The sequence below is a fragment of the Sphingobium sp. LB126 genome (genome assembly GCF_002795205.1).
Lineage (GTDB): Bacteria > Pseudomonadota > Alphaproteobacteria > Sphingomonadales > Sphingomonadaceae > Sphingobium > Sphingobium chungbukense.
On the sequence record NZ_NETV01000001.1, the window covers coordinates 3,260,268 to 3,281,504 of the forward strand.

A 21,237-nucleotide genomic window follows, 5' to 3' on the forward strand; every position below is an offset into this window, starting at 1 on the left:
GCGCCTACATATTGGGATAGTTCGGTCCTCCGCCGCCTTCGGGCACGACCCAGTTGATATTCTGGGTCGGGTCCTTGATGTCGCATGTCTTGCAGTGGACGCAGTTCTGCGCATTGATCTGGAAACGGGGATTGCCCTCTTCCAGCCCGACCACTTCATAGACACCCGCCGGACAATAGCGTTGTGCCGGCTCGTCATAAAGGGGCAGGTTGTAGCTGATCGGGATCGACGGGTCCTTGAGCTGCAAATGGACCGGCTGATCTTCCTCATGGTTGGTGTTGCTGAGGAACACCGAAGACAGACGGTCGAAGCTGATGACGCCGTCGGGCTTGGGATAGTCGATCTTCTTGCTGACGTCCTTGCGCCAAAGCTTCTCGGCATCGGGCTTGTGCTTCATCGTGAAGGGCAAGCCGATCTTGAGCGTGCGCATCCACATGTCGATGCCGGCCAGAACCGTGCCGATGGTGCCGCCGAATTTGCTCAGCAGCGGTTCGGCATTCTTCACCAGTTGCAACTCGGCCGCGATCCAGCTCGACCGCAGCGTCGGCTCGTAATCGGCCAGCACGTCGCCCGAACGGTTGGCCTGGATCGCCGCGAAGGCTGATGCGGCGGCCAGCATTCCCGACTTCATCGCGGTATGCGTGCCCTTGATGCGGGGAACGTTGACGAACCCTGCGGAGCAGCCAATCAGCGCACCGCCGGGGAAGGCGAGCGTGGGGATCGACTGCCAGCCACCCTCGTTGATCGCACGCGCGCCATAGGAGACGCGACGGCCGCCTTCCAGATATTTGCGGATTTCCGGATGCTGCTTCCAGCGCTGGAATTCCTCGAACGGATAGAGATAGGGGTTGCTGTAGCCAAGGCCCACGACGAATCCCAAAGCCACCTGGCCATTGGCCTGATGATAAAGGAAGCCGCCGCCATAGGCATCCGTCAGCGGCCATCCCTGGGTGTGGATGACCAGACCCGGCTTGTGCTTGGCGGGGTCGATGTCCCACAATTCCTTCATACCGATGCCGTAGACCTGCGGTTCGCAGTCGGCGTCCAGCGTGAACTGGCGCTTCAGTATCTTGGTCAGATGGCCGCGCGCGCCCTCGGCGAAGAAGGTGTAACGGGCATGCAGTTCCAGGCCCGGCTGATAGTCGGGCTTGCGGTTCCCTTCGCGGTCGATGCCCATGTCGCCGGTAGCGACACCCTTCACCGAACCGTCCTCATTGTAGAGGATTTCCGCCGCTGCGAAGCCGGGGAAGATTTCGACACCTAGCCCCTCGGCCTGCTCGGCCAGCCAACGGCAAAGATTGCCCAGCGATCCGGTATAGGTGCCCTTATTATGCATCCAGCCGGGCGTCATGATGTGCGGCATCGCCATCTTGCCGCCCTTGCTGAGGAACCAGTGCTGGTTATCCGTCACCGGCGTTTCCGCCATGGGACAACCCATATCGCGCCATTCGGGAAACAGTTCATCCAGCGCCTTGGGATCGACCACCGCGCCCGACAGGATATGCGCCCCGATCTCCGACCCCTTCTCGAGTACGCAAACCGACAATTCCTGCCCGGCTTCGTTCGCCAACTGCTTCAACCTGATCGCAGACGACAGCCCGGCCGGTCCTCCGCCGACAATGACGACGTCATAGGGCATCGAATCCCGTTCGCTCATAGTCCCTCCATCTTGCGCGCGCCCTTGGTTTTCTCCCCAATCCGATCGCCGCGCTACCCAAACGTTTTACCACTGAGCGCGATGAAGAAACTTGACCACGGCGTCAACCTCTGGCCCAAGAAGATCGATGCGGGGATTATTGCAGGAAAATGTGGCAGAGGCTGCCGGCGCCTATCTGGCTTGGTGGAATCTGGCGGGCGTGGATTGCGCCGTCGGTGAGACGCCGGTCAACTGGTTGCGTCCCGCGCCGACGGCAGCGCCGATCGGCGAATCCCCGGCTGTGTCCCAAGCGCCGTCGCGATCCCTTCCGCAAAGCTTGGAGGCATTCCTTGCCTGGCTTGCCGAGGCGGCCGATCAGCCGGAACGCCGCTGGCCCGGAACGCCGATCCGGCCCACAGGTCCCACCAACGCACCGTTGATGATCGTCACCGACATGCCTGATCCCGCCGACGTCGGCGCAGGGCATTTGCTTGCCGACAAGGCGGGGCAGTTGTTCGACGCCATGCTGCGTGCCATCGGACTCGGTCGTGCGGACATCCATCTCGCATCGCTTTTTCTGTCGCGCCCCCCCGGCGGCATGGTCGAGGCTTCTGATCTCATGGCCGCCGCGGCAAGAATGCGCACACATGTGATGCTTGCCGCGCCCCGGCGATTGTTGCTGCTGGGCGACCGCACGATCCGCGCGCTACTGCCCGAAAATCATCGTTTACCGAATTTTAACCATGATGACGGCACTGTTCCCGTCTTCGCCACATTTCATCCCCGCCTGCTGCTCGGTCAGCCCGCGGCAAAAGCGGAGTGTTGGCGTATATTGCAGAGTCTGATCGAGGAAATGCCCCAGTGATTCGCGCCGTAACCCGTTCGTCATGCCTGGCCATGGCTGCCGCCGCCGCATTGGCTGCCATGCCCACTCGCGCCGATACGGGGGGTGCCATAGTTGATTATTCCAATTCCCGGTCCACAGCACCGTTGCAACTGAACGATGCCGACAGGACACGTTACAGCGCCATCTTTGCAGCGCTGCGTGACCAGAAATGGGTCGATGCCAAGGCGATGACTCTCGCATTGGGAGCAGACGACGCCATCCGGCCGGTTGCCCTGGCGGAACTGTATCTCGCCAAGAATTCACCGCGCGTCGAACTGTTCGAACTGCTGGATCTGATCAACAAGGCGCCCTGGCTCGACAAGGCGGATCAGCTTTCCCGTCTCGCGCAAAAGCGCGGGGCGACGATTTTACCTACCCTGCCCCAGGTTCAGAAGATGGTCTGGCTGGGTAGCGCGCCGCGCCGCGAATATGTGCCCGCGGTCAAGACGGACATGCTGGCCCAGACGCTGGTCGGCCAAATCCAGCCCTTCATCAAGAATGATGACCCCGCGGGCGCCGAGGCCCTGCTTGCTACCGCGGAACCCGGCCTGACGCCGGACGGCCTGACGGAAGTGCGACAGCGCGTTGCCTGGGCCTATTATATCGAAAGCGACGACAACAACGCCCGACGCATGGCGGCCAGAGCGCTGGAAAGCCGCAGCGGCGGCGACTGGGCGGTGCAGGCCCATTGGACCACAGGGCTTGCCGCCTGGCGGCAGAATGATTGTCTGACGGCTGCCCCCGCATTCGCCAATGTCTCGGCATTGGCCGGCAATGCGGATATGCGCGCCGCGGGCGCCTATTGGGCGGCGCGGGCCTATATGGTCTGCGGTGAAGCGGAGAAGGTCGAAAATTTCCTCAAGACCGCCGCTCGGTCGGATGAAAGTTTCTATGGGCTGCTGGCGCGCGAGACGTTGGGCATGCCGCTGGGCGGCGCTCCGGTTGCGGCCCGCTTCGGCCCCGTCGAATGGCAGCAACTCAAGGACAGCCCGAACGCCCGCGCAGCGATCGCCTTGGTGGCGGTCGGCGAAAATGGTCGGGCCGATCAGTTGCTCCGTTATCAGGCGCGGATCGGCGGCACGGGTCAGTATGACGCCCTGCTTCGCCTCGCCAGCGCGCTGAATCTTCCGGAAACGCAGCTCTGGCTGGCGCATAACGGGCCTGCGGGCAAGCAGCCGGCAAGCTTTGCCCGATTCCCTGCGCCGGCGTGGCGTCCCGATGGCGGCTGGCGGGTCGATCCCGCGCTGATCTATGCGCACACATTGCAGGAATCGGGTTTCCGCCGTGACGTCGTCAGCAGCGCGGGTGCGCGCGGCCTGATGCAGGTGCTGCCCAGCACCGGCAACCTCATGGGTCTAGCCTCTTCCGACCAGCTTTTCGTGCCGTCGACCAACATGGAATATGGCCAGCGCTATCTCGAAAGCCTGCGCGACATGAGCGCGACCGGTGGATTGCTGCCCAAGGTGATGGCCGCGTACAATGCCGGACCAATGCCGGTGGAGCGGTGGAATAGCGAAGTGAAGGACAATGGCGATCCCCTGCTCTTCATCGAATCGCTGCCCTATTATGAAACCCGCGCCTATGTGAACATCGTGATGCGCAATTACTGGATGTATCAGATCCAGGCGAAGGGAAGCGCGGATTCGCTGACCGGCATGGCACAGAGCCTGTGGCCGACCTTCCCGGGCGCCAAGGGTGCGCGGCTCGTTCGGCTGACCCCCAAGACGCCGATGGCGAGTGCGAGCATCGCGGGCGGCTCCGACTGATGCCGATCGATGAAAGCCGGGCCTTCCTGCCGGTCCGGATCGCGCTTCTTACCGTGTCAGACAGCCGGACAACCGCCGATGATCGTTCGGGCGACATATTGGCGGAACGAATCGGCGCTGCCGGTCATATCCTGGCCATGCGCTATATCGAACGGGACGAACGCGCCGCCATCGTCGCCCGGCTCCATAGCTGGATCGACGATCCCGAGATCGATTGCATCATCACCACCGGGGGAACCGGCGTCACGGGCAGAGATGTCACTCCAGAGGCGCTTGCCCAGGTTCAGGATAAGGAAATCCCCGGCTTTGGCGAACTCTTCCGCTGGTTGAGCTATCAAACCATCGGCACTTCCACGATCCAATCGCGCGCGACGGCCTGCGTCGCGCGGGGCACCTATATTTTCGCGCTACCGGGATCGACCGGCGCCGTGAAGGACGCGTGGGACGGCATCCTGGTCAGCCAACTCGACAGCCGTTTTCGCCCCTGCAATTTCGTCGAACTGATGCCGCGCCTGACCGAGCGTTGAGGTTTATTTGCCCTTCACCGGGTTTTCCTTGAAGAATTTCGCGGCCTCGTCCAGCATGACCGCCCACCAGTCGATCACATCGGCGAAATTCTTCTGATTGAGCCCGCCTACGGTCGTCACATCATAAGCCAGTGCCAGCGAATGATCGTCCCAGACGGACATCTGGCTGAAACGCTTGTCCTTGTTCCATTTGTTGGCAAGTTCCGGTGTATTGCCGCCATCATCCTCGAAGCTCAGCTGAAATTGCAGCGATCCGCATTTCTTCGCCTGCTCGCATTCGTAGAAGAAGATGGTGAAGTTATAGCCATTGGCGGCGCTTTCGATCAATGGATTGCCTGTTGTCTTACTTTTGCCCAGAGCAGCCTTATAGCCCTCGGCCTGCAAGGCACGGACCACCGATTGCGGATCGCTGGCGCAGACAAGTCCGTCACCGCAAGGGTCGGCATCGACCGCCCAGGATGGCGACGCCGTCGCGACGATTCCCATGGCCACGGCCATCGCTATCCTCTTCATCCACCCCCCTTGAAATCATGGCATGTTGATGCCCGGAGCAAATCGTCTTGTCAATATGTTCCTCTTATGTTCTAACGACAAGATGGTCGTTGAGAAGGGCAGAGGTGCGACGCTGAATGGCGAGAGCCGGCGCTTCAACATGCCTGAACGGATTGCGGACGGGGATTGGCTCGACACGCTTGAAGAAGTGGATGGTCTTCCGCCGCGCCGCCGTACACAGGTCACGGTGGAGCAACCACGCACAATCATCAGCCGCAACGCGTCCCCGGATATTGCCTTCAGCCAGTCGATCAACGCCTATCGGGGATGCGAACATGGTTGCATCTATTGCTTTGCGCGGCCCACCCACGCCTATCACGACCTGTCGCCCGGGATCGATTTCGAGACGCGCCTGTTCGCCAAGCCGAACGCGGCGCAATTGCTGAAAGTCGAACTTTCGCGCAAGTCCTATCATGTCGCGCCGCTGGCCATCGGGACCAATACCGATCCGTATCAACCCATTGAAAAGGATTGGACAATTACTCGACAATGCCTTGAAATATTATGGGAATGCCGACACCCGGTTTATATCACCACCAAGTCCGACCGCGTCTTGCGGGACATCGACCTGCTTGCCGGGATGGCACGGCACGATCTTGTTTCCGTGATGATTTCCGTGACCAGCCTTGATCCGGCCGTCGCCCGGACATTGGAACCGCGTGCGCCGCATCCACTACGTCGACTCGACGCCATTCGTCGTTTATCGGAGGCTGGCGTTCCGGTGGTCGCCAGCATATCCCCGATCATCCCCGCCATCACCGATCATGAGATAGAGTCGCTGATCGCCCATGTGGCTGCGGCGGGAGCGCGGGAAGTGAGCTATATCCCCGTCCGTTTGCCCCATGAGGTCGCGCCCCTGTTCCGGGCATGGCTGGAGGCTCACTATCCCGATCGTGCGGGCAAGGTCATGGGGATCATCCGTGAATTGCGGGGCGGGCGCGACAATGATCCCGATTTCGGCAGCCGGATGCGCGGGAAGGGCGTATGGGCCGACCTTATCAGGGCGCGCTTTCTGAAAGCACGCCAGCGGGCAGGCTTAGGCGGCCGGCGACTGATGCTGCGCACCGACCTCTTCCGTCCGCCCCAAGGCGACCAATTACGGTTATTTTAGAGCATCTTGCACAAAAGTGGGAACCGGTCTTGCGCAAAAATGGGGCGGAAACGAAAAACTGGGCGCGCATCCCAGACTTTGATTTAACGCGGCGCCCTCTAACTCACGAGCCTCATTCCCGACCGCCTGTTGCGCGCTCGGTAACCGTCGGCCTTGGCTTCCATCCGTTCGAAGCGGCCAATGCGGAGACCTGGAATGAGCGCGATCGCATCGACTTGGTCGGCGCCGACTAGATAATCGTCCCCCAGGAAAAGCCGTGCAGCCTTGCCGTCCGCGACGGGTGCGCGAAGAAAGACTTCGCTCCGCCCCCCCTTCGCGCGCGCCAGCAATTGCGCCAAAGCCTCGGCCGCCGCCGGATCACTGACATCGACCACCAATTCCATACGTGAACTGTTGGCCAGGTGGCGGAACGGCTCAACCCCGCGAATGGTGACACGCGGCGTTTCCTCTCCAGGCAGACGGTCCAGCTCGACCATCAGCAGCGCGCAATCCCCTTCGCGGGCCATGTCCTCGATCGCCTTGCACGCCTCCTCATCGAAGCAACTCGCCTGAAACTGGCCGCTGCTGTCGGAGAAGGTGGCGGCGGCATAACGCGCACCCCGCTTGGTTTCGCGCCAGCGCACATCCTCGACCATGGCGGCCATCACGCCATTGGCCCGGCCGCCTTCGGCCACTGGCTCCGCGCAAATCGCGCCATAACTCTTCGCGCCCCGCGCTTCCGCCAGATGCCGGAAGCGATCCACCGGATGGGCCGAAAAATAGAAGCCGAAAGCATCCTTTTCCTGCGCCATGCGGTCAGCGGTCGACCAGGTCTGGTGCGGGGGAATGCGCACATCGGCATGGGGTGTCTCAACGTCCCCGAACAAGCCGCCCTGCCCGCTTTCCCGTGCCTCGGCCGCGCTGGAGGCCACGCTGAGAATGGTCTCGGCGGCGGCGTGGACGCCCGCTCGGTCGGCATGGATGCCGTCGAACGCACCTGCCGCCGCCAGGCTTTCCAACTGGCGCCGGTTCAGGAGGCGCGGTTCGATCCGGTCGGCAAAATCGTCCAGCGACTTGAAGGAACCGCCCGCGTCGCGCTCCGCGACCAATTGTTCCATCGCCTTTTCGCCCACACCTTTCAGGCCCCCCAGCGCATAGCGCACCGCAAAGCCAAGGCGTGGATCATCGCCTTCCTGCTCAACCGCCTCGACCGAAAAATCGGCCAGGCTGCGATTGATGTCCGGCGCAAGGCAACTGAGCCCCATTCGACGCATATCATCGACGAACACCGTCAGCTTGTCGGTCAGGTGAATATCGAACGCCATGGAGGCGGCGTAGAATTCCGCCGGGAAATGCGCCTTCAGCCAAGCCGTCTGATAGGCGAGCAAGGCATAGGCGGCTGCGTGCGATTTATTGAAACCGTATCCCGCGAACTTGTCGATCAGGTCGAACAGTTCGTTCGCCTTGCCTGCCGCAATATCACTCTTTGCGCAGCCCTCCACGAAACGGGTGCGCTGGGCATCCATTTCCGCCTTGATCTTCTTGCCCATCGCGCGGCGTAGAAGATCGGCGTCACCCAGCGAATAGCCGGCCAGTATCTGCGCGGCCTGCATCACCTGTTCCTGATAGACGAAGATGCCATAGGTTTCTTCGAGGATCGGTTTCAGCAGGATATGGGGATATTCAATATCTTCCTGGCCGTTCTTGCGACGGCCAAACATCGGGATATTGTCCATGGGCCCGGGACGATAGAGCGACACCAGCGCGATGATGTCCCCGAAATTGGTCGGACGCACGGCGGCCAGCGTCTTGCGCATGCCCTCCGATTCCAACTGGAATACGCCCACCGTATCACCGCGCTGGAGCAGTTCGTAGACAGCCGGATCGTCCCAGCCGAGTACGTTCAGATCGATCTCCACCCCCCGCCCGGCGAGCAGTTGCACGGCCTTGTGCAGGACCGACAAGGTCTTGAGGCCAAGGAAGTCGAACTTCACCAGCCCCGCGCCCTCGACATATTTCATATCGAACTGCGTCACCGGCATGTCGGATCGGGGGTCGCGATAGAGCGGCACGAGCTGCGACAGGGGCCTGTCGCCGATCACCACGCCCGCAGCATGGGTGGAGCTGTGACGAGGGAAACCTTCCAGCTTCATCGCATAGTCGATCAGCCGCTTGACCTGGTTGTCATTGTCATATTCCGCCCTGAATTCGGCAACGCCATTCAGGGACCGTTCCAGCGTCCAGGGATCGGTCGGATGGTTGGGCACCAACTTGGCGAGGCGGTCGACCTGGCCATAGCTCATCTGGAGCACGCGGCCTGTGTCCTTGAGCACCGCGCGAGCCTTGAGCTTACCGAAGGTGATGATCTGCGCGACATGATCCGCGCCATATTTCTGCTGGACGTAGCGGATGACTTCGCCGCGCCTGGTTTCGCAGAAGTCGATATCGAAGTCGGGCATGGAAACGCGTTCCGGGTTCAGGAAGCGTTCGAACAGCAACCCCAACTGCAACGGATCGAGATCGGTGATGGTGAGTGCCCAGGCGACGACCGAACCGGCGCCCGAACCACGGCCCGGACCCACCGGAATATCATGATCCTTGGCCCATTTGATGAAATCCGCGACGATCAGGAAATAGCCCGGAAACCCCATCTGGATGATGATGTCGGTTTCGAACTTCAATCGGTCGAAATATGGCTTGCGCTCTTCCTCGCCGGTGATCCCGACCCTGGCCAGCCGTTCCTCCAGCCCCTGTGTCGCCTGCTCACGCAGCATCATCGCCTCGCCCTCTATATCGCCGGCGAGGCTGGGAAGGATCGGCTTGCGCTTGGGCGCGGCCACGGCGCAGCGCTGAGCGACCACCAGCGTGTTGGCGAGTGCTTCGGGCAGATCCTCGAACAGCCGCTTCATTTCCGCCGCCGGTTTCATCCAGGCATCGGGCGAACTGGTGCGCCGATCGGGCGTTTCCACATAGGCGCTGTCCGCAATGCAGAGCATCACGTCATGCGCCTCATGAAAATGCGGCTCTGCAAAACAGGTGGGATTGGTCGCCACCAGCGGCAGGTCGCGCGCATAGGCAAGGTCGAGCAGTTCCGGTTCCGCCTTCCCCTCGACCGGATCGAGACGGCGGCAGATTTCTATATAGAGCCGCCCAGGGAAAAGCTCTTCAAGCCGGTCCGCATAGGCCAGTGCGGCATCGGGCTGGTCCTCGGCGAAAAGGCGCGCCAGGGCTCCCTCGCCCCCTGCCGTCAATGCGATCAGGCCGTCCGTGCGGCCCGCCAGCGTTTCCAGGCTGATATGGGGCACTTCCTCGACCGGCCGGTCCAGATGCGCCATGGAAACGAGCGCGCAGAGATTGTCATAACCCGTCGAATCCTGCGCATAAAGGGCGATCCAGTCATGCACCGGCGCGGCATTGGCAGGACGGCCGGGCCGGGAAATGCCGATCATCGCGCCGATGACCGGCTGTACCCCCTCCCCTTTGCAGGCATCGGAAAAAGCCATGGAGCCGTAGAGGCCGTTGCGGTCGGTAATCGCCGCAGCGGGAAAGCCCAGGGCCTTGGCCTGTTTGGCGATCTTCTTGGGGTCGATCGCCCCTTCGAGCATGGTGAAGGAAGAAAAGACGCGAAGGGGGACGAAACCGGCATAAGGCATTTTGCCAATCTAGGCGTCCCCCCCGATTCGACGCCAGCCCCTCACCTTAAGAAAGTCGTGGGTAACATGAAGGCTTTCCGAAAAAGAAACTCGTGAACCGGTCGATAGTTAACTCATCCCCAATTTTTGAGCGTTACGACCGGCTCATGCGTTTATCCACCATCACCAACTACGCCTATGGTGCCACCGTATTCCTGACGCTGGCGTCGGGCACCGTCATGCTGATGGCATCCAGCGCCGAACAGACCGAGCGCGCCGCCGTCGAGCAACGCTCGACCTTCGACCAGATGACAGCGACCCTGGAGGAGGATGTCTATCGCCAGACGGAGCAGGCACGCAGTTTCGTGATCACGGGCGATCCCACCCATGTCATCGCCTATCGCCGGGAAAAGGCCGAATTGCATTCGGTCGAACAGAGGGTTGCCCATCTTCAGGACGCAGGCGCCAATATCAGCGAACTGGGTGCTCTGAAACAGGCGCTGCGCTGGGCGGACGCCCTTGTCGACGAGCAGGAAGCCGCCATCCAGGCTGCGCAAAAGGGCGATGGAGAAACTGGGCGCAAAATCCTGTTCGGCGATGAATATGGCCGCGAACTGGATCGGGTTGCCGCTCAGGTCGGCAAATTCCAATATATGCTGGATCAGCGGACCGAAGCCTCCGTCCGGCGGGCGACCGATACCGCCCGGCAGTGGCGCTTCATGTCCGAACTCATGTTGGGTGCGACTGCCCTGCTTTTCCTGTGCGTGCTGTACTTCATCCTGAAACAGCGCATCCTGCGGCCGGTGGTGCGACTGAGTGACGTGGTGACGCGGCTGGCGGCACAGGATTTCGCCGCCGTCCCGCCCGAACTTCCGCAAGTGGACGAAATCGGGGACATGGCGCAGGCCGTGCGCATCTTCCGCGAAAACGGGCTGGAACGGCAACGATTGGAACAGGAGCGTGACGCCGATCGCGTCACCCGGGATCAATTGTCGCGCATGACCCAGCGTTTGCAGGGTTGCGACAGTATAGGTGATCTGGTCGACATCGTCGGCCGCTTCGCGCCGGAAATCGCACCCGGCTTCGCAGGACGGCTCTATATTCAGGACATGCGGCGCAATGCCATGGTCCAGGCCTGTCAGTGGCTTGAACCCCGCCAGTCACAAGCGCCGGAATTTGCGCCTTCCGCCTGCTGGGCGCTGCGCCGTGGCCAGACCCACAAACCGACGGGCGAACTGATCGATATTCCGTGCGAACATCTGGGTGGCCAGAGCGCCATCGCGACCATATGCATCCCGTTGACGGCGCAGGGAGAAAGCATCGGCCTGCTCTATTTCGAGCAGCCCGACAATGTGCCCGCCGACCAGCTAAACCGCGCGGAAAAATATCTGGAGATGCTGGCGGAGAATATCGGGCTCGCGCTCGCCAATCTGCGTTTGCGGGACGCGTTGCGACAGATGGCGATGGCCGATCCTTTGACCGGCCTTGCCAATCGGCGCCGCTTCGATGCGGTGTTCAAGGAACAGATCGCCCTGGCCGAAAGCAAGGATGCACCCTTGGCCTGTCTGATGATCGATATCGACCATTTCAAGCGGTTCAACGACAATCATGGTCATGATGCGGGCGATGCGGTGCTGCGCGCGGTTGGCGACGTACTCCATGAGGCTCTTCGCGAAAAGGACTGCGCTTTTCGTCTGGGAGGGGAAGAATTCGTGCTGCTGATGCCCGGGTTTAACCTGGATCAAGCATTGGACCGTGCGCGCATGGTCCAACAGAAGATACAGGATTTGCGCGTCGAGCATCGCGGCGATGAACTGGGACCAGTCACGGCATCGTTCGGCCTTGCGGCTTTTCCCGATCATGGCCGGGCGGAAACGCTGCTGCGGACCGCCGATGCGGCGCTGCTGCGCGCGAAGAGTCAGGGCCGCGACCGGATCGTGATCGCAACGGTGCGGGACGCCGCCTCACAGGTGGCCTGAACCATCCTCCAGCACGCCTTCGTGCAGGCGAACCACCCGGTCCATCTTCTCGGCCAGCCTCTCATTGTGGGTCGCGACCAGTGCGGCCGATCCTTCCTCCCGCACCAGGCGCAGGAATTCGGCCAGCACGATGTCGGCGGTCCGTTCATCCAGATTGCCGGTCGGCTCGTCGGCCAGCACCAGCGCGGGCCGGTTGGCGAGCGCGCGGGCCACGGCGACGCGCTGTTGCTCACCGCCCGAAAGCTGGCTCGGCCGATGCTCCAGCCTGTGGCCGAGCCCCAGCGATCCCAGCAGGGATTCGGCACGGGCCCGCGCCGTGCCCATGTCCACGTCGCGGATGACCTGCGGCAGGACGACATTCTCGATCGCGTTGAAATCGGGCAGCAGGTGATGGAACTGATAGACGAAGCCCAGCGCATCCCGCCGCAACCGGGTGCGCCCGTCATTGTCGAGTTGCGCCGCCTCTTCACCGCCAATGCGGATCGACCCGTCGAAGCCGCCTTCCAGCAGACCCACCGCCTGAAGCAAGGTCGACTTGCCCGACCCCGATGGTCCCAATAGCGCTACGATCTCGCCGGTTCCGACCGAAAGATCGACGCCGCGCAGCACCTCTATAGTGACGCCGCCCTGGGTGAAGCTGCGCTTGAGGTCGCCGACCTTCAATATGTCATTCATAGCGCAGCACCTGCACGGGATCGGTATTGGCGGCCTTGAACGCCGGATAGAGCGTCGCGAGGAAACTGAAGATCAGCGCCATCAGGCAGATGATGGTGATCTCCACGGGATCGGGCTTGGCCGGCAGTTCGGTCAGGAACCGGATCGAGGGGTCCCAGAGATTCTGCCCGGTGAGGAACTGGATCGCATTCACCACGCTCTGCCGGAAGAAGAGGAAGGTGAAGCCCAGCACCATGCCCGCCGCCATGCCCAACGTGCCGATGGTGACGCCAACGGTCATGAAGATCTTCACCAACCCGATCCGGCTGGCACCCATGGTCCGCAATATGGCTATGTCCCGCGTCTTGGCGCGCACCAGCATGATCAGCGAGGAGAGGATGTTGAACACCGCGACCAGCACGATGATCGACAGGACGACGAACATCGCCACGCGCTCGACCGCCAGCGCCTCGAACAGCGATGCGTTCATCTGACGCCAGTCCGTGATGACGGCGCGGCCCGCGACCTTGCCCGCCAACGGCTCCAGGATCGCGCCGACCTGATCGGCATTGACCGTCTGGACTTCGATCATGCCGACCACATCGCCCAGCAGCAACAATGTCTGCGCATCCTCCATCGGCATGACGACGAAGGCCTTGTCATAATCATAGATGCCGACTTCGAAGATGGCGGCGACCTGGTAGGACACCTGGCGCGGCACGGTGCCGAAGGGGGTGGAACGCCCCGCCGGATTGATGATCGTGATATTGTCGCCGAGTTGGACGCCCATATTCTCGGCCAGCCGGGATCCGATCGCCACCTTGCCGCCATGGGGGGTCAGCGCATCGAAATTGCCCGCGACAACCTTCGCCTTCAAGGTCGCATTGTTGCGAATGTCATTGACGGTCATGCCGCGGACCAGCACGGCCTCGACCCGTCCCTGGAAGCTGCCCAGCAAGGGCTGGTCGATCAGCGGCGTCGCACTGACGACGCCGGGCGTCGCCTTCGCTTCCTTCAGCACCGCCTTCCAATCGGGCAGGCGCCCGCCATAGCCCTGCACCACCGCATGGCCGTTGAGGCCGACGATCTTGTCGAACAGTTCGGCCCGGAAGCCGTTCATGACGCTCATCACGATGATGAGCGCGGCCACGCCCAGCATCACCGCAACCAGGCTGATCCCGGCAACGAGGAAGATGAACCCCTCTCCTTTGCCGGGCAGCAGATAACGCTTGGCGATCATCCGTTCGTATCGGGATAGAATCATGATGGCGCGGAATGGCCTCTTGATAAGGATATGGCTTGCCCGTCTAGCACGGTATCGATCAACGGCAAGCATTGCCCGATTGTTGCATCGACGCCACAGCATGATCGGGAAAATCACAGGGAGCATAAATAGCCCGTGACAGCGGCCTGCGCAGTCCATAGCACAGGCTTCGAAGCACAGGTAAATGGCCGTGGTTCAGGGATACTGCATCCCGCTTCGAGCTTAGGGGGCTAAGAAGCGGTCGAGGCAGGCCAAGGGGGAGACGAGCAATCGTCCATTAGTACCCGGGTCGTGGCAGCACGGCCCGGGTACTTTTCTTCGTTCTGCCCGCCGTCGGTCGATGCTGCCCTCGAAATCAGGGATCGGCTGTCCGGTTGTGACGTCATGCAACGACGGCTTCCGTATCGGGCGAGCATATCGCCCTGTCCCACTTGAAACACCCTGACGTCGAACCATATCCGCATTGTCCGGCCGCCGCTTGGGGTCGGACAGCGTTTCGCCGGATGCCAGATCGGGTCCGGCAGGATCATTTTGCTCTTAGGAGATTATGACAATGCGTGGTTTTGACCTGACCCCCTATCGTCGTTCCACCGTCGGCTTCGACCGCCTGTTCGACCTGATCGAAAATAACGCGCGGTTGCAGCAGGCTGACAATTACCCCCCCTTCAATATCGAGCGGCTCTCCGATGATCGCTATCGTGTGACGCTGGCCGTTGCCGGATTCCGCACCGACGAGATCGACATCACCGCCCAGCAGAACCTGCTCCAGGTGACGGGCCGGAAGGAAGAATCGCAGGGCGGCGACCGCGCCCGCTTCCTGCATGTCGGCATCGCCAATCGCAGCTTCGAGCGCCGTTTCGAACTGGCCGATTTCGTCCGGGTGGAAAAGGCCGATCTGGCCGACGGCCTGCTGATCATCGAGCTGGTCCGCGAAATACCCGAAGCCATGAAGCCCAAGAAAATCGCCATTAATGGCGGTCAACTGGTCGACATCAACGGCAAGGATCGCGACGCCGCCTGATTCGCAGCTATGTGACAGGGTGGGCGCGGCGTTCGAACGCCGCGCCCTCTTTCATCGAGATCAAATCTCGACCTGGCTGCCCAATTCGACCACGCGGTTGGTCGGCAGGCGGAAGAATTCCATCGCACTTTCCGCATTGCGCAGCATCCAGGCGAAAATCTTCTCCCGCCAGAGCGGCATGCCCGGCTTCGCGGAGGGCAGCAATGTCTGGCGCGCCAGGAAGAAGCTGGTATCCATCATCCGAAACGCCTGACCGCAGCCGGTGACATTCTTGAGCGCGGCGGGCACGTCAGGTTCCTGCATGAAGCCATATTGCAGGACGAGGCGGTAGAAGCCCCGACCCAGATCCTCCAGCCGGCACCGGCCGTCATCCTCGACCACGGGCACGTCCTTGATCTTGACGGTGAGCAGGATCACTCGTTCGTGCAGCACCTTGTTGTGCTTGAGATTATGCAGCAGCGCATGGGGCACGCCGTCGGGCGTCGAGGTCATGAATACCGCCGTTCCCGGCACCCTTACCGCGCTGTTGGCGGCGGATGCCACGAACACCGGGATCGGCATGGCGGCTTCGCGCAGGCGATCCTGCACCAGCCTGCGTCCGCGCGACCAGGTCGTCAGCAGCGTGAAGATGACAAAGCCGATCAACAGCGGGAACCAGCCGCCGGCAGGCACCTTCGTCAGGTTGGCCGCCAGATAGGCGCCGTCGACCAGGAACAGCACCGTCAAAAGCGGAGCCGAATAATACCAGGGCCACTTCCACAGGCGGTAGAGCAGCACGGTCAGCAGCACATTGTCGATGAACATGGCGCCCGTGACGGCGATGCCGTAGGCCGCGGTCAGGTTCGATGAGGTCTGGAACACCAGCACCAACAGGATGACCATCACCATCAACCCCCAGTTGATGAGGGGGATGTAGATCTGACCCGCGGTCGACGCGCTGGTATGGGCGATGCGCAGACGCGGCATGAAACCGAGCTGGATCGCCTGCTGCGTCACGGAAAAGGCGCCCGAAATCACTGCCTGGCTGGCTATGATCGCCGCCAGTGTGGCAAGGCCGACCAGCGGCAATTGTCCCCATTGCGGCGCCAGATAGTAAAAGGGGCTGTGCAGCGCCGCCGCCCCCTCCCGGAACAGAAGCGCGCCCTGTCCCATATAGTTCATCATCAGCGCGGGCAGCACGAAGGCCAGCCAGGACACCCGGATCGGGCTGCGGCCGAAATGGCCCATATCGGCATAAAGCGCCTCCGCCCCCGTCACCGCCAGCACCACCGCGCCCAGCGCCAGGAAGGCGGGCAGCGGATCGGTGACGAAGAACATGAAGGCCCAATAGGGATTGAAGGCGTGCAGGATGCCCGGCGTCTTGACGATGCTGATGATGCCCAGCACCGCGATGGTCAGGAAATAGAAGAGCATGATCGGGCCGAAGAGCGAGGCGACGCGATTCGTCCCCAGCCCCTGAATCCAGAACAACCCCAGCAGGATCATGATCGCTGCCGGCAGGATCAGCGGCGCGAGGTTGCTGTTGTAGACGGCAAGGCCCTCGACCGCCGAAAGCACCGAGACCGCGGGGGTGATCATCGAGTCGCCGTAGAAGAGCGAGGTCGCGAACACCCCCAGCAGCACGATCCCGCGCGACCAGCGCTGGGTCTTCGTCTGGCCGTTGATCAGCGCCAGCAGGGCCAGGCTGCCGCCCTCCCCCTTATTGTCGGCGCGCATGATGACGGTGACATATTTCAGCGTCACCACCAGCATCATCGACCAGAACATCAGGCTGATGACGCCCAATATGTGATCGGGATCGAGATCGAGATGATGATGCCCGGCAAAGGTTTCCCGGAAGGCGTAAAGCGGGCTGGTGCCGATGTCGCCGAACACGATGCCGATGGCACCCACCACCAGCTTCAGCGTCGCCTTCTGCCCCGCATGGCCATGACCCTGGGCGTCGTCCTCCGCATGCACGGCGCCGGTGTTGGTCGCGTCAGCCATGAAGAAAATGCCGAATTGTCATGATCTTTGGACACCTGAACGGGGAAGCGGCCCGTCTTGTCATTCCATAAGCCCCCGCAAACCGCCGCGCCCTATCATGGCTCCATGGTCTAGGCAATGCGTCGGTGGGCCTGATCGGCGCTATGGGCTTTGGGAACCCAGCATGGCGTCGATACGCGCGATATTGCCTTCCAGTTCCTTGCGGATCTCGCTGCCTTCGGGCGCGCTGGCGGCGAGCGGGGCCCAAAGCGCCCGCGCTTCCTTGAGCTGTCCCGCGCGGGCGAGCGCCAAACCGTAGAAATAGCGCGGCGCCGGTCCACCAGGATCGATCGCCATGGCCCTCCGATAGGCAAAGTCCGCCGCAGGCGACATGACGCCTCCGGCATGGGCCACCAGCGCATTGCCGAAGCCCAGCCACAAATTGGGATCGTCGGGCATTTCCCGCAGGCCCGAAAGCAGCACATTGGCCGCTTCCCTGGTCTTGCCCTGTCGCCCAAGACCGTCGGAGAGCAACAGCCACTGGCCCGCCTTGCCATAGCGTTCCGCCATGCCGCGGCGCTGCTCGGCCAGCTTTTCATCAAAGGCGACTCCGCTCTTTTCCTCCGCTTGCCGGGATGCCCCGGCAAGGGCGGGCCGCCCCTGCCATGCATAGCCCGCAAGACCGAGCAGCAATGCCGCCGCGGTGATTTCCCAGGCTGAGCGCGGTATCCGACCGACGGCCAGGATCGCGACAAGAGCGCCCACCGCCATGACAATCGCGATGATCCAACCCGTCATGACCGCCTCCGCTTGATTCGGCCGCGCACGATCAGCAGCCCCAGCCCCAGAAACAGCAGCGGGGCAGCCCATAGCGGCCATAGGATCGGTTCGGCCGTCGGCTCATAACTCACCCAGTCGCCATAGCGCTCGATCAGCCAGGCGCGGATATGCTCGGGCTGCTCGCCCGCCATGATACGTTCCCGAATCTGGGAGCGCAGGTCGCCCGCCATGCTGGCGTTGCTGTCCGCGATCGACTGACTCTGACAGGTGAGGCAACGGATAGTCTCCATGAGCGTCCGCGCCTTCTTCTCCAGCGCCGGATCGTCGATCTGACGGTCGGCATAGGGTGCGGGCGGCAGCGCGGACTGCGCCAGGGCGGGCGCGCTCAACATCAACAGGAGCATGACCAGCAGCCCCCTCATTGCGCGCGCCTCAGCCGGTCGAGGATCATCGGCACATCATCCTCGCGGATGTCGCCGACATGCTGATAGGCGATGCGGCCCTTGCCATCGATGACGAAGCTTTCCGGCACACCGGAAGAGCCGAGCGCGATCTGCACCTCGCTCCGGGCATCAAGGCCGATCCGGGCATAGGGATTGCCGTAGCGCTTGAGGAAGGCGTCGACATCGGGTCGGGCATCGCGGATGGCGATGGCGTCGATCTCCACGCCGGCCTGCTTGAGGGCCATGAGTTGCGGCGCTTCCGCGGCACAGGGCACGCACCAACTGGCGAAGATATTGAGCAGGCGGGGCTTGCCGCTGGCCAGTTCACTATTCGCCAGCGGCGGGCGGTCGCTGGCCGCGGCAGGAAGGACAAAGGGCGGAAGCGGCTTGCCGACCAGCTTCGAGGTGATGATCCTGTCGTCCGGACGCAGCAGCCCGCTCGCGAACAGGCCGAAAAAACCGAGGAAAAGCAGAAGTGGCAGCCAGATCAGCAGCTTCCTCATGCGAGAGCCTCCGTGGCCTTCCGGGCCCGCCATTTGAGGAGCCATCCCCGCCGCTCCCGCCCGACCAGCGCCAGGGCACCGCCCAGCGCGATCAGGAAGCCACCCAGCCAGATCAGCGTCACGAAAGGCTTCCACCAGATGCGCAGTTGCCAGCGGCCCTCATCGGCTTCCTGACCCAGCACGACGTAAAGCTGGCCGTTCCAGCGCGTCAGCAGGGCCGCCTCGGTCGTGGGGGTGGGCGGAGACGCGAAGAAGCGGGATTGCGGATGCATCAAGACCGGCTCGCTACCGCCCCGGCTCACCTCCACATCGGCCTGAAGCGCGGTCCAGTTATCACCCGCGATCGGGATTATCTGCTTGAACCGCAGCGTCCAGCCCGCCGTCTCCACCATGTCGCCGGGACGTGCGGCCACCAGCTTCTCGACCGTGAAGGCTGAATCGCAGGCCATGCCCGCGAGGCTGACCGCGCAGCCCAGATGCGCGATCACCATGCCCCATGTGAAAAGCGGCGTCCGGCGCAGGTTGCGCTTCCACAGCGGCGCCAAGCTGCCCACGGCGACCGCCAGCGCGATCACCAGCCCGAGGAAAGGCAGGATGCCGATCCGGCCCCAGGCAAACATGGCAAGCGTGATCAGAACGACCGCCCCTGCGACAAGCGGGATCGCCATGCGCCGGCCCACTTCGCGCATCCTGTCGCGGCGCCATCGGGTCAGCGGCCCCAGGATCATGACGACCATCAAAGCCAGCGCGATCGGCCCGGCAATCCGGTCGAAATAGGGGGCACCCACCGACACCTTATGACCGAAAGCCTCCGTCAGCAGCGGATAGAGCGTGCCGATCAGCACCAGCCCCAGGATCACCGAAAGCAGCAGGTTGTTGACGACCAGCATGGTTTCCCGGCTGACCAGTTCGAACGGCGCGCCTTCGCGTACCGCGCCCACGCGCCAGCCGAACAGCGCCAGCGCGCCGCCGATATAGATGCCGAGCAGAACGAGGATGAAGGTCCCCCGCTCCGGATCGACGGCGAAGGCATGCACGCTGGTCAGGATACCGGACCGGACCAGGAAGGTGCCGACCATCGACATGGAAAAGGCGATCACCGCCAGCATCACCGTCCAGGCGCGCAGCGCATCGCGGGTCGCCAGCACGGTCACGCTATGCAGCAGCGCGGTCGCCGCCAGCCAGGGCATGAGGGAGGCGTTCTCCACCGGGTCCCAGAACCACCAGCCGCCCCAGCCCAGTTCATAATAGGCCCAATAGCTGCCCGCCGTGATGCCCAGCGTCAGCAAGATCCAGGCACCCAGCACCCAAGGACGCATGGCACGGGCGAAAGCGGCGTCGACCTGCCGGGTGAGCAGCGCCCCGACCGCGAACGAAAAGGCCACGGAAAGACCGACATAGCCAAGATAGAGGGTCGGTGGATGGAAGGCGAGCCCGGGGTCCTGCAACAGCGGATTGAGCCCCTGCCCGTCCGCCGGGGCCGGATCGATCCGCGCGAAGGGATTGGAGGCGAAGAGCAGGAAGACATAGAAGCCGAGGCTGATCGCCGCCTGGCCGCCCAGCGTCGCCATGTGCGTTTCACGCCGCAGGGCGCGTTCGAACAGGGCGACGGCGGCGCCTGCCACGCCCATGACCGTCACCCAGAGCAGCATGGACCCTTCATGATTGCCCCAGGTCCCGGCGAATTTGTAGAGCCAGGGCTTCATCGAATGGCTGTTGGTAACGACCAGCAGGACGGACATGTCGGATCGCAGGAACAGCGTGATCAGCAGGGCAAAGGCGATTGCCGTCAAGCACCCTTGCGCCACGGCGACGGGCCGCACCGCGCCCAGCAGATCGCTTTTGCCGCCCGCAAGGCCGATCGCCACCAGAGCAAGCTGGAGCAGCGCCAGCGAGGCGGCAAGCCATAATGCGGCAAGGCCGGCCTCAGCAATCATCCGCGCCGTTCCCCGCTCACTGGTCCGCCTTCATCTTGTGGGTCTCTTCGTCATATTGCATGCCCTGCAATTCGCGCGGCATGTAGCGCTCGTCATGCTTGGCGAGCAGATTGGTGGCCTGGAAGGTGCCGGCGGCATCGAAAGCGCCTTCCGCCACAACACCTGATCCTTCCCGGAACAGGTCGGGCGTAATGCCCTTAAAGCTGGCCGGAACCTTAGCCTTGCCGTCGGTGACGTCGAAATGGATGGTGACGCCGTCGCTCGCGCGCTTCAGGCTGCCCTTGACCACCATACCACCAAGCCGGATCGCCCGGCCGGGCTCGACGCCCTTGGTCCTGACGTCGTTAGGGACATAGAAATAGGCGGCCTCGTCCTTGAGCGCGGACGCCGCAAGCAGCCCCGCCCCGATCAGGGCGGCGAGGGCGACCACGGCCAGGATCAACCGTTGATGCTTTGCCTTCATGCCCGGTCCGCCAACTGCCGCGCCCTGGCTTCAGCGCTGCGCATCGCGCGCCAGCTCAGAATGCTGATGACGGCGGTGCCCGAAAAGGTCAGCGCATAGGCGCCGATCACGAATGCCCACTGGTTCATTCCCTTACCCC

General features: G+C 62.7%; 18 protein-coding genes. 6 read left to right on the plus strand and 12 right to left on the minus strand.

What is annotated here, in order from left to right; translation table 11 throughout:
• Window positions 1–4: 4 nt before the first annotated feature.
• The gene (locus CAF53_RS15930) at window positions 5–1,657 is read right to left on the minus strand and encodes an electron transfer flavoprotein-ubiquinone oxidoreductase (protein ID WP_100238588.1); all 1,653 of its coding nucleotides are present in this window, start codon (window positions 1,655–1,657) and stop codon (window positions 5–7) included.
• A 151-nt stretch (window positions 1,658–1,808) separates the two neighbouring features.
• On the opposite strand from CAF53_RS15930, the gene CAF53_RS15935 reads away from it, so the two are divergent.
• Genes CAF53_RS15935 through moaB form a run of 3 tightly spaced genes read left to right on the plus strand, consistent with a single transcriptional unit; the run spans window position 1,809 to window position 4,815 of the window.
• A complete protein-coding gene (locus CAF53_RS15935) occupies window positions 1,809–2,501 on the plus strand; it encodes a uracil-DNA glycosylase family protein (RefSeq protein WP_242443454.1) in 693 nt (230 codons plus the stop codon).
• Window positions 2,498–4,288, plus strand: a complete 1,791-nt coding sequence (locus tag CAF53_RS15940; protein ID WP_100238589.1) for a lytic transglycosylase domain-containing protein — start codon at window positions 2,498–2,500, stop codon at window positions 4,286–4,288. The genes CAF53_RS15935 and CAF53_RS15940 overlap by 4 nt, the downstream gene beginning before the upstream one ends.
• Window positions 4,288–4,815: a molybdenum cofactor biosynthesis protein B gene (moaB, locus tag CAF53_RS15945; RefSeq protein ID WP_046762959.1), complete on the plus strand. Its 528-nt coding sequence runs from the start codon at window positions 4,288–4,290 to the stop codon at window positions 4,813–4,815. Before CAF53_RS15940 ends, moaB begins: the two co-directional genes overlap by 1 nt.
• Window positions 4,816–4,818: 3 nt before the next feature.
• Here the strand turns inward: moaB and CAF53_RS15950 are convergent, their stop codons facing one another.
• Window positions 4,819–5,328: a YbjN domain-containing protein gene (locus CAF53_RS15950; RefSeq protein WP_100238590.1), complete on the minus strand. Its 510-nt coding sequence runs from the start codon at window positions 5,326–5,328 to the stop codon at window positions 4,819–4,821.
• 82 nt (window positions 5,329–5,410) lie between these two features.
• On the opposite strand from CAF53_RS15950, the gene CAF53_RS15955 reads away from it, so the two are divergent.
• Window positions 5,411–6,478, plus strand: coding sequence for a PA0069 family radical SAM protein (locus tag CAF53_RS15955; protein ID WP_100238862.1), 1,068 nt, complete (start codon window positions 5,411–5,413; stop codon window positions 6,476–6,478).
• 98 nt (window positions 6,479–6,576) lie between these two features.
• Here CAF53_RS15955 and dnaE read toward each other — a convergent pair whose 3' ends face one another.
• Entirely contained in the window at window positions 6,577–10,110 is a 3,534-nt protein-coding gene (gene dnaE, locus CAF53_RS15960; RefSeq protein WP_100238591.1) for a DNA polymerase III subunit alpha, read from the minus strand.
• Between the two features lie 146 nt (window positions 10,111–10,256).
• Between dnaE and CAF53_RS15965 the strand changes: the two genes are divergently transcribed.
• Complete coding sequence (locus CAF53_RS15965; protein WP_100238592.1) at window positions 10,257–12,068, plus strand: diguanylate cyclase; 1,812 nt, start codon at window positions 10,257–10,259, stop codon at window positions 12,066–12,068.
• On the opposite strand, the gene CAF53_RS15970 is transcribed toward CAF53_RS15965, so the two are convergent.
• Together CAF53_RS15970 and CAF53_RS15975 are read right to left on the minus strand one after the other, a co-directional pair.
• Complete coding sequence (locus CAF53_RS15970) at window positions 12,054–12,743, minus strand: ABC transporter ATP-binding protein (protein WP_100238593.1); 690 nt, start codon at window positions 12,741–12,743, stop codon at window positions 12,054–12,056. The two genes, CAF53_RS15965 and CAF53_RS15970, sit on opposite strands and share 15 nt — an antisense overlap.
• Entirely contained in the window at window positions 12,736–13,986 is a 1,251-nt protein-coding gene (locus CAF53_RS15975; RefSeq protein ID WP_046762964.1) for a lipoprotein-releasing ABC transporter permease subunit, read from the minus strand. The genes CAF53_RS15970 and CAF53_RS15975 overlap by 8 nt, the downstream gene beginning before the upstream one ends.
• Window positions 13,987–14,539: 553 nt before the next feature.
• Here CAF53_RS15975 and CAF53_RS15980 point away from each other — a divergent pair.
• Entirely contained in the window at window positions 14,540–15,007 is a 468-nt protein-coding gene (locus CAF53_RS15980; RefSeq protein WP_046762965.1) for an Hsp20 family protein, read from the plus strand.
• A 60-nt stretch (window positions 15,008–15,067) separates the two neighbouring features.
• On the opposite strand, the gene CAF53_RS15985 is transcribed toward CAF53_RS15980, so the two are convergent.
• The 7 genes from CAF53_RS15985 to CAF53_RS29040 form a co-directional block, all read right to left on the minus strand.
• Complete coding sequence (locus tag CAF53_RS15985) at window positions 15,068–16,993, minus strand: potassium transporter Kup (RefSeq protein WP_046762966.1); 1,926 nt, start codon at window positions 16,991–16,993, stop codon at window positions 15,068–15,070.
• A gap of 141 nt (window positions 16,994–17,134) precedes the next feature.
• The gene (locus CAF53_RS15990; protein ID WP_100238594.1) at window positions 17,135–17,770 is read right to left on the minus strand and encodes a cytochrome C biosynthesis protein; all 636 of its coding nucleotides are present in this window, start codon (window positions 17,768–17,770) and stop codon (window positions 17,135–17,137) included.
• Window positions 17,767–18,174, minus strand: coding sequence for a cytochrome c-type biogenesis protein (locus CAF53_RS15995; RefSeq protein WP_046762968.1), 408 nt, complete (start codon window positions 18,172–18,174; stop codon window positions 17,767–17,769). The genes CAF53_RS15990 and CAF53_RS15995 overlap by 4 nt, the downstream gene beginning before the upstream one ends.
• The gene (locus CAF53_RS16000; RefSeq protein ID WP_197707427.1) at window positions 18,171–18,698 is read right to left on the minus strand and encodes a DsbE family thiol:disulfide interchange protein; all 528 of its coding nucleotides are present in this window, start codon (window positions 18,696–18,698) and stop codon (window positions 18,171–18,173) included. The genes CAF53_RS15995 and CAF53_RS16000 overlap by 4 nt, the downstream gene beginning before the upstream one ends.
• Window positions 18,695–20,635 (minus strand): heme lyase CcmF/NrfE family subunit, encoded by a 1,941-nt coding sequence (locus tag CAF53_RS16005; protein ID WP_100238595.1) that lies wholly within the window; start codon window positions 20,633–20,635, stop codon window positions 18,695–18,697. The genes CAF53_RS16000 and CAF53_RS16005 overlap by 4 nt, the downstream gene beginning before the upstream one ends.
• Window positions 20,636–20,651: 16 nt before the next feature.
• Window positions 20,652–21,098, minus strand: a complete 447-nt coding sequence (gene ccmE, locus CAF53_RS16010) for a cytochrome c maturation protein CcmE (RefSeq protein ID WP_046762971.1) — start codon at window positions 21,096–21,098, stop codon at window positions 20,652–20,654.
• A complete protein-coding gene (locus CAF53_RS29040; protein WP_269748625.1) occupies window positions 21,095–21,226 on the minus strand; it encodes a hypothetical protein in 132 nt (43 codons plus the stop codon). The genes ccmE and CAF53_RS29040 overlap by 4 nt, the downstream gene beginning before the upstream one ends.
• Window positions 21,227–21,237 lie beyond the last annotated feature (11 nt).

Coding starts and splice junctions, on each gene's coding strand:
- CAF53_RS15930 (WP_100238588.1), bottom strand. CDS start 1,657: ATGAGCGAACGGGATTCGATGCCCTATGACGTCGTCATTGTCGGCGGA.
- moaB (WP_046762959.1), top strand. CDS start 4,288: ATGCCGATCGATGAAAGCCGGGCCTTCCTGCCGGTCCGGATCGCGCTT.
- CAF53_RS15950 (WP_100238590.1), bottom strand. CDS start 5,328: ATGAAGAGGATAGCGATGGCCGTGGCCATGGGAATCGTCGCGACGGCG.
- CAF53_RS15955 (WP_100238862.1), top strand. CDS start 5,411: ATGGTCGTTGAGAAGGGCAGAGGTGCGACGCTGAATGGCGAGAGCCGG.
- dnaE (WP_100238591.1), bottom strand. CDS start 10,110: ATGCCTTATGCCGGTTTCGTCCCCCTTCGCGTCTTTTCTTCCTTCACC.
- CAF53_RS15965 (WP_100238592.1), top strand. CDS start 10,257: ATGCGTTTATCCACCATCACCAACTACGCCTATGGTGCCACCGTATTC.
- CAF53_RS15970 (WP_100238593.1), bottom strand. CDS start 12,743: ATGAATGACATATTGAAGGTCGGCGACCTCAAGCGCAGCTTCACCCAG.
- CAF53_RS15975 (WP_046762964.1), bottom strand. CDS start 13,986: ATGATTCTATCCCGATACGAACGGATGATCGCCAAGCGTTATCTGCTG.
- CAF53_RS15980 (WP_046762965.1), top strand. CDS start 14,540: ATGCGTGGTTTTGACCTGACCCCCTATCGTCGTTCCACCGTCGGCTTC.
- CAF53_RS15985 (WP_046762966.1), bottom strand. CDS start 16,993: ATGGCTGACGCGACCAACACCGGCGCCGTGCATGCGGAGGACGACGCC.
- CAF53_RS15990 (WP_100238594.1), bottom strand. CDS start 17,770: ATGACGGGTTGGATCATCGCGATTGTCATGGCGGTGGGCGCTCTTGTC.
- CAF53_RS15995 (WP_046762968.1), bottom strand. CDS start 18,174: ATGAGGGGGCTGCTGGTCATGCTCCTGTTGATGTTGAGCGCGCCCGCC.
- CAF53_RS16000 (WP_197707427.1), bottom strand. CDS start 18,698: ATGAGGAAGCTGCTGATCTGGCTGCCACTTCTGCTTTTCCTCGGTTTT.
- CAF53_RS16005 (WP_100238595.1), bottom strand. CDS start 20,635: ATGATTGCTGAGGCCGGCCTTGCCGCATTATGGCTTGCCGCCTCGCTG.
- ccmE (WP_046762971.1), bottom strand. CDS start 21,098: ATGAAGGCAAAGCATCAACGGTTGATCCTGGCCGTGGTCGCCCTCGCC.
- CAF53_RS29040 (WP_269748625.1), bottom strand. CDS start 21,226: ATGAACCAGTGGGCATTCGTGATCGGCGCCTATGCGCTGACCTTTTCG.